This window comes from Micromonospora sp. S4605 (assembly GCF_003176715.1).
GTDB classification, from domain to species: Bacteria; Actinomycetota; Actinomycetes; order Mycobacteriales; family Micromonosporaceae; genus Micromonospora; species Micromonospora echinaurantiaca.
In genome coordinates this window covers 1-8,194 of sequence record NZ_QGSW01000378.1, presented here as the reverse complement: position 1 = coordinate 8,194, position 8,194 = coordinate 1, and the positions used below count along the sequence as shown (strand labels likewise).

The 8,194-nt window shown below is 75.8% G+C and carries 5 protein-coding genes; all 5 read left to right on the top strand.

Annotated elements, in window-relative coordinates:
* On the top strand, nucleotides 1-967 hold a 967-nt coding region (locus DLJ47_RS30960; RefSeq protein ID WP_233258111.1), incomplete at its 5' end, for a fibronectin type III domain-containing protein.
* Between the two features lie 151 nt (nucleotides 968-1,118).
* Nucleotides 1,119-3,743: a fibronectin type III domain-containing protein gene (locus tag DLJ47_RS30955; protein WP_109905334.1), complete on the top strand. Its 2,625-nt coding sequence runs from the start codon at nucleotides 1,119-1,121 to the stop codon at nucleotides 3,741-3,743.
* A gap of 25 nt (nucleotides 3,744-3,768) precedes the next feature.
* Nucleotides 3,769-4,764, top strand: coding sequence for an AAA family ATPase (locus DLJ47_RS30950; RefSeq protein ID WP_109905332.1), 996 nt, complete (start codon nucleotides 3,769-3,771; stop codon nucleotides 4,762-4,764).
* Nucleotides 4,765-4,777: 13 nt separating this feature from the next.
* Nucleotides 4,778-5,968: a DUF58 domain-containing protein gene (locus DLJ47_RS30945; protein ID WP_109905330.1), complete on the top strand. Its 1,191-nt coding sequence runs from the start codon at nucleotides 4,778-4,780 to the stop codon at nucleotides 5,966-5,968.
* A 92-nt stretch (nucleotides 5,969-6,060) separates the two neighbouring features.
* Nucleotides 6,061-8,194 (top strand): DUF3488 and transglutaminase-like domain-containing protein (locus DLJ47_RS30940; protein ID WP_446723624.1); only part of this gene is annotated, 2,134 nt, incomplete at its 3' end.

Below are 8,194 nucleotides of genomic sequence, written 5' to 3'. Positions count from 1 at the left end.
CGTCCCGCCGGCGCACCCGGTGAGCGGACCGCCGCACCCCGCGTACCCGGCACCGCCGGTCAGCGCTCCGCCGGCGCACCCGCGCCCGGTCGGCGGTACGCCCCTGCCGCCGCCACCGGTCAGCGCGCCGCCGCAGCCGCCCTACCCGCCCCGACCGCAGCCGGTCAGCGCGCCGCCCGGCCACCCGCACCAGGTGAGCGGGCCGCCGGTGGCGCCGCCGCCGGTGAGTGCTCCGCCGGTGCCGCCGTGGGGGATGACCGCCCCGCCGTGGGGCAGCATGACGCCGCCGCAACCGCTGGCCGCTCCGGTCGACGACTCCGACTCGGACGACTCCGACGACGCAGACGCGGACGAGGAGGACGACACACCGGCCTACGTGGACCTCGACCTGGATCAGCCACGACTCGAACCCGCACCGGAACCGACACCCGCGCCCGACCCGGCCAGGGACGCGCCGTCGGCGTACCAGCAGCAGCCGGCGTACCCGTCGACGCTGCCCGCGTACTCCATCGAGGAGCCGGAGTCCGGCGGTCGGAGCCGGACGACGACAGTCGTCGCGGTCGTCGCCGCGGTGGCGGCGGTGGCCGCAGTGGCCGGGGTGGGTGCGCTGGTGCTCGGCCGGGACGCGGCGCCGCCGGCCGACCCGGCACCGTCGGCCTCGGTCGCGGCGACCACGGCCGGCCCGCCCCCGACCGACCTGAAGCTCCGTGACGACACCGCCACCATCACGTTGACCTGGACCGACCCGTCGGACGGGGCGGTGCCGTTCATGGTGGCCGGCGGGCGGACCGGGCAGGCGCTGGGCGTGATGGCGTCGGTGGACCCCGGGCAGACCACCTACACGGTCAACGGGTTGAACTCCCGAGTGGACTACTGCTTCACCGTGCTGGCGGTCTACTCCACCGACTCGTTCGCCACGTCCGGGCAGGTCTGCACCGAGCGGGAGGGCGGCGCCTCGCCGCGCTGAGCGTCCACACCGGCCGTGCACGCTGGGTGTCCACAGCGGGACGGTGCGGGTTTCCCCGCCCTCGGCCGGGCCATATGATGGCACCCGGCTCAGGGGAGGGGTCGCCGTCGGGCGCGCCACCTGCCAGGACGACCAGGGGAGGCACCGGGCTGTGGCCACCATCGACGACGCCGTGCGCACCGACGCCGCTCGCCCCCGATCGCGGTTCCGGGGCAGCCTGGTCACCATCGCCACGGTGGCCGCGCTGCTGGCCGCCATGGGGCTGACAGTGCTCGGACTCGGCGCCGCCGACAACGCGGTGGCCAGCTACGACGCGAGTTCCTGGCTGTGGAGCGCCGCGCGCAGCGAGCTGGCCCGGGTCAACGGGGTCACCGCCCGGGTGGACACCCGGGTGGAGGTCCCGGCCGCCCGCCGGCACCCGATGCAGGTCACCCAGACCGACCGGCTGCTGATCCTGCGGGACCTGAACACCGGTCAGGTCAGCTCGCTGGACCTGGCCACCCTGCAGATCACCGCGACCACCCGTACCACCCCGGGCCTGGGCGTGAACGTCGCGTTGCACGAGGACGCGGCGTTCGTCGTGGACGCGGTGCAGGGTGTGGTCCGCCAGCTCGACCCGCGGTCGCTGGCCCCGGTCGGTGAGCCGGTGCGCTACCCGCCGGGCATCACCGGCGGGTCGTTCGACGGCGAGGGTCGGCTGTGGATCGCGGTGCCGAGCGAGGGCACGGTGTCGGCGATCACCGCGGCGACGCTGCCCTCCGTGCCCGCCTCGGCCGCCCCGGCCGGCGCCGGGTTGAGCCCGAAGCAGGTGGAGACGTACGACGTCGCCGAGGCCAGCCACGAACTGGTGGTCTCCACCCTGGACGACGGGGTCGCGGTGCTCGACCGCACGGCCGGCACGCTGGTCCGGGTGCAGCGCGGCGAGGTCCACACGACGCCGCTGCCGATGACCGCTCCCGGCACGCTGCCGACCCGCACCAGCGGCCCGGTGGTGCCGGTGACGGTGGCCGACGAGCGGAAGGTGCACGCGGTCGGCGCCGGCGGCGAGGTGCGGGCGTTCACCGTGCCGGGCACCGGTGACCGGCTCTCCCCCGCGGTGGCCTGGGCCAACCGGTTCTACTGCGCCGACGAGGCCACCGGCACCGTCTACTCCTTCGACGCCAACGGCCAACTGGTCGACACCATCCGCGGCAAGGCCACCGGGCCGCTGGAGCTGGAGGTCCGGGAGAACCACCTGTTCATCAACGCGCCCGACACCTCGACGGCGCGGGTGGTCGACGACAAGCACCAGGTGCGCGAGGTCGACAAGTACGCCAACGACGTGCTCGGCGGTGACCCGCCGCCGGCTCCCCCGCCGCCGCCTCCGCCGAAGAAGCCCAAGGTCGGCAAGCCGAGCGCGCCGCGCAGCGTCACCGCCGCCGCCGGCAACGCACAGGCCCGGGTGAGCTGGCGGCCGGCCGCGGCCAACGGCGCGCAGATCATCCGGTACGTGGTGGAGGGCGCCGGTCAGCGGCACGAGGTGGGCGCCAACCAGCGGGCCGTGGAGATCAAGGGCCTGACCAACGGTGAGACGTACCGGTTCTCGGTGCACGCGGTGAACGCCAAAGGCGCCGGCCCGGCGCGGACCAGCAACCCGGTCACCCCGACCGCGGCGGTGCCCGACCCGCCGGCCAGCGTCACCGCGCAGGAGCGGCCGGACGGCACGGTGCTGGTGCGCTGGCCGGCGGCGAACGGGCAGGGAAACACCATCGCGAAGTACGTGGTGACGGCCAGCTCGGCGGGCGCCAACGCCCCGGCGGGTGAGTCGCGCAAGACCGAGCTGGTGGTGCCGGCCGGCGAGCTGGAGTACGGCACCCAGTACGCGTTCACCGTGGTGTCGGTCAACGACAAGGGCGCCGGGTCGGCGGCGTCGCCGGTCAGCAACACGGTGGTGCCGTACGCGGCGCCGGGCCAGCCGGTCGGGCTGCGGGCGAGCACGGTGGCCAACCAGCCGGGCACGGTCGCGGTGCAGTGGTCGCCGGCCGAGGCGAACGGCCGGCCGGTGACGAAGTATCTGGTCGACGTGGGCGGGCGCAGCAGCGAGGTGACCGACACCCGGACCACGGTGAGCGGGCTGGGCAACGGCCAGAACGTGACGGTCAAGGTGAAGGCGGTCAACGAGGCCGGACCCGGCCCGGAGGCCACCGCGACCGCGCGGACGGTGGCCGAGCCGCGGGTCACGGTGACCGGCTCGTCGGCGACCGCCACCGCGGCGACGGTGACGTTCACGGTGGACGCCGGCGGCGGGCAGGCGTCCTGCTCGCTGAGCACGGCCGGCGAGCCGGCGAAGACCGGCCCGTGCTCCAGCATCACGATGAGCGGGCTGACCCCGGGCACGAAGTACACCTTCACGGTGACCGCGAGCAACGCCGCCGGCAAGGGCACCGCCACCCGCGCGCAGACCACCGACGCCCTCTACGGGATCGCTACCTGCAACAACGGCCCCGACGGCGACCAGCGCACGTACTGCAACAAGGACGTGGACGGCCGCAACGGCAACGAGATCTTCTCGGTCACCCGGCAGGACAACGACCGGCAGGTCGGCTGGGCGAAGCCGGGCACCCGGCTGAAGGCGTACTGCAAGAAGTCGTGCGACAACGTCGACTCGTGGATCTACAACAACCAGAAGCAGAGCACCTGGTGGGTGCAGGTCGAGTACAGCGGGAAGAACTACATCCCCTGGGCCTGGCTCAACCTGGAGGGCGGCGACAACATCAACGTCCTGCCGACCTGCTGACCCGCCCAGGCAAGGAGCACCACCCGTGAACACCCACGAGCCGCTCACCCAGCCGGAGGTGCAGGGCTTCGCCGCCCTCGCCGCCCGACTGGCCGAGAACGTCAACGCGGTCGTGCTGGGCAAGCCGCAGGTGGTCCGGCTGGCGCTGACCGCGCTGTTCGCCCAGGGGCACGTGCTGCTGGAGGACGTGCCCGGCGTCGGCAAGACCACCCTGGCCCGGGCCATCGCCGCGACGGTGAAGGGGCAGTGGCGACGGATCCAGTTCACCCCGGACCTGCTCCCCTCGGACGTGTCCGGGGTGACCATCTTCAACCAGGCCACCCGGGGCTTCGAGTTTCACCCGGGTCCGGTGTTCGCCAACATCGTCATCGCCGACGAGATCAACCGGGCCTCGCCGAAGACCCAGTCGGCGCTGCTGGAGGTGATGGAGGAACGCACCGTCACCGTGGACGGTGTCCGGCACCCGGTGCCGCAGCCGTTCCTGGTGGTCGCCACCCAGAACCCGGTCGAGATGGACGGCACCTACCGGCTGCCGGAGGCGCAGCTGGACCGCTTCCTGGTGAAGCTTTCCGTCGGCTACCCGGACGAGGCGGTCGAGGTGGAGGTGCTGCGCGGCGCGACGGTCCGCTCCCCCGAGGCGCTCACCGCGATCACCGACACCGCCACCGTCGGCGAGATGGTCAAGATGGCCCGCCGGGTGCACATCGCCGAGCCCCTTTACGCGTACGCGGTCCGGCTGGCCGCCGCGACCCGCAACCACCCGCAGGTGCGGGTCGGGGTCAGCCCCCGTGGTGTGATCGCGCTGACCCGGGCGGCGTGCGCGTACGCGCTGATCGACGGGCGCGGCTGGATCATGCCGGAGGACCTGAAGGCGCTGGCCGAGCCGGTCTTCGCGCACCGGCTGTTGCTCACCCCGGACGCCCAGGTGCGCGGCGTGACCGCCGCCGAGGTGCTGCGCCAGGCGGTCGCCTCGGTGCCGGTACCGCTGCCGTCCGGGCAGCCGGCCCCGGTGCAGGGCTGACCGGCGAGTCGGCGTGGGGATCACCGCCCGCGGGGTCGGGCTGCTCGTCGCCGCCGTGCTGCTGCTCGGGGTGGGGTTCCGCTTCGCGTACCCGGAGTTGACGCTGCTGGGCGCGGCGGCCGGTGCCGCGGTCGGCTACGCCGTGCTGACCGCGGCCTGGCGACCCCGGTTGGCGGTGGCCCGCAGCGCCGACCCGGACCGGGTGGCCCGGGGCGAGCCGGCGAGCATGACGGTGACCGTGCGCAACACCGGCCGGCTGCGAGCGGCGAGCCTGGTGGCCGAGGACCGGTGCGGGGACCGGGCGGTGCCGGTGCCGGTGCTGCGGCTGCGCCCCGGCCGGGACACCACCGTCCGCTACGACGTGCCGACCCGACGCCGGGGTGTGGTGCCGGTCGGCCCGCTGCGGGTGACCCGGCGCGACCCGCTCGGGCTGGTGTCGGTGGCCCGCCCCTACGGCGGCACCGTCCCGGTCTGGGTGCACCCGCGGATCCACCCGCTGCGCGCGGTGCCCACCGGGGCCGGGCGCAGCCTGGACGGCCGGGTGGACGCGGTGCCGCACGGCTCGATCACCTTCGACTCGCTGCGCGAGTACGTGGTCGGCGACGAGTTGCGCCGGGTGCACTGGCGCACCAGCGCCCGGGTGGGTGAGCTGATGGTGCGGGAGAACGTGGACACCAGCCTGCCCCGGATCGTGGTGCTGCTGGACAACCGGGCCGCCGCCCACCCGGACCGGGTCGACGGGGTGGCCGAGTCGTTCGAGTCGGGCTGCGAGGCGGCGGCGTCGATCGTGACCGCCGCGTTCCGGGAGGACCTGCCGGTGGTGCTGCTCTTCGTCGCCCCCGAACCGGACGCCACCGGACCGGACGCCGCCGGACCGGGGGCCGCCGGGGGCGGGTTCACCGGCGGCGGGCCGTTGGACCGGCTCGCCGCGGCGCAGCTCTCCACCGCCGACGACGCGCTGCGCGCCGCCGCGAACCGGCTGCGGCAGGACCGGCTCGGCGACACGCTGGTCTTCCTCACCGGCCCCGGCGGACGGGGCGACCTGGGGCACGTCGGCGCGCTGCGCGGCGCGTACCCCTCGGTGGTGGTCGGGGTGTTCGGCGCGCCGGAGCCCACCCCGGCGGGCGCCGCGGGGATGGTGGTGGTGGACGCGGCCGACGGGGCCGCGTTCGCCGCCGAGTGGGACGGGGTGCGCCGGTGGTGACCGTGACCGGGCGGCCGGCGTCCGACGCGGCCACCGACGCACTGCCGAAGCCCGACGGACCGGACCGGCCGGCCACCGCGCGCCTCGGCCGGATGCTGCGGGCCGTGCCGGTGCCGCTGGCCCTGATCACGATGATCGGGCTCGCCGGCGTGGTGCTCTGCCGGGTCTACGCCGGCGGGGTGCTGACCGGGCTGGTGCTCGGCGCCGCCGTCGGCTCCGTGCTGGTCAGCGTGGCCGCCCGGCGGCTGCCGTCGTGGCTGGTCGCGCCGATCTCGGTGCTGGCGATGGCCGGCTGGACGGCCTGGTCCCTGCGGTTCACCGCGACCCGGGCCGAGCTGCCCGGCGGGTTCGCCGAGGTGGCGGCCGACGCCGCGCGCAACGGCATCCCCCGGCTGCTGACCGCGATGATCCCGGTCGAACCGACCCCGGACACCGTGCTGGTGCCGCTGGTCGCGGCCTGGCTGGCCGGCCTCGCCGGCGCGGAGGTCGCGGTGCGGGCGGGCCGGGTGCTGCTCGGCTACCTGCCGCCGCTGCTGCTCTACGCGGGCGCGCTCTACGTGGTCGGGCCGAACGCCGATCCGGCGATCCGGCCGACGCTGGCCCTGGTCGCCGTGGCGGTGCTCGGCCTCGCCGTCTCGGCGCAGCCGAGCACGGCCGGCGGGGATCCGGCGGCCGGGCTCGCGCCGGCCGTCCGCACCGCCGTGCGGGCCCGGCTGGCCGCCGCGTCCGCCGCCGGGGTGGCCGTCGTGGTGGCGCTGGCCGCGCTGCTCGGCCCGCTGGTCGCCGCCCGGGTCCAGGACCGGCCGGTGGACCCGCGCCGGTACGTGGAACCGCCGGAGGTGGAGACGCTCGACGAGAACCCGCTGATCCGCATCTCCGGCTGGGCGTTGAACCCGGAGCAGCAGCTGCTGGACGTTCGCACCGACCGACCGGCCGGCCCGACCGCGGCGCCCCCGCCGACCGGCGATCCCGCCGGGAACGGGGAGCCGGCCGGCGAGAGCCCGCTGCGGATCCGGCTGGCCGTGCTCAGCGACTACGACGGGGTCACCTGGCGGGTCGGCGCGACCTACCGCAACGCCGGCCGGATCCTGCCGGCGGCGGCGCCGGCCCCGGACAGCACGGTCGAGACGGTACGGCAGGAGATCACCGTCGCCGACCTGACCGGGCGGCTGCTGCCCGCCGTCGCCACCCCCCGCGAGGTCACCGGCGCGCGGGTCGCGTACGACCCGGCGACCGGGACGCTGATCCGGCCGGAGGGGCTCAGCCCGGGGCTGCGCTACACGGTGACCTCGGAGCGGGAACGGCCAGACGTGAACCTGCTGGCCACCGCGAACGTGCCGGCCGGCGACCAGGTGGCCCGGGTGCTGCGGGTCGCCGACGGCGTGCCCGAGCCGCTGCGCCGGCTGGCCACCCAGTTGGCCGAGGAGAACGGCGCCCCGTACGCCCGGGCCCTCGCCGTGGAGCAGTTCCTCGCCGAGCACTACCGGCTGGTGGCCGACGCACCCAGCGGGCACGCGTACCCGAACTTGAACTTCTTCCTCTTCGGCCCCCGCAACGGCGGCGGGCAACGCGGCACGTCCGAGCAGTTCGCCGCGGCCTTCGCGGTGCTGGGCCGGCTCACCGGACTGCCCACTCGGGTGGTGGTCGGCTTCGAGTCCACCGGCGACGGGCCGGTCCGCGCCGCCGACGCGTACGCCTGGCCGGAGGTGCTCTTCGAGGGCCTCGGTTGGGTGCCGTTCGACCCGCTGCCCCGCCCCGACCAGGAACCCCGGCCGGTCGAGGAGGACTTCCGCCCCCAGCCGGAGGACCCGCCGCCGTCGGAGGTGCCCGAGCCGCCCCTGGAGCCGACCGCCGAGCCGGAACCGGCGGCCGCACCGGGTCCGCCGGTGAATTCCGGTGGGGTACCGACGGCGGTGCTGGTCGGCGGCGGAGCCGGCGGTGTGCTGCTGCTGGTCGGTGCGCTGCTGCTCACTCTGCTGCTGATGCGGCGGTCGCTGACCCGGGCGCGGCTCGGGCGGGGCGACCCCGGCCAGCGCATCGCCGGCGCCTGGCGGGAGGTGACCGACGCGCTGCGCCTGGCCGGGCACCCGGTCGGCGGGGACCTCGCCGCCACCGAGGTCGCCGCCCGCGCCCACCGCGCCCTCGCCGCCTCCCGCCGCGCGGGACTCCCCGGGTCAGGCTGGGTGGACCCTGGCGCATCGCGGTCCGGCATCGCGGACCTGGGCG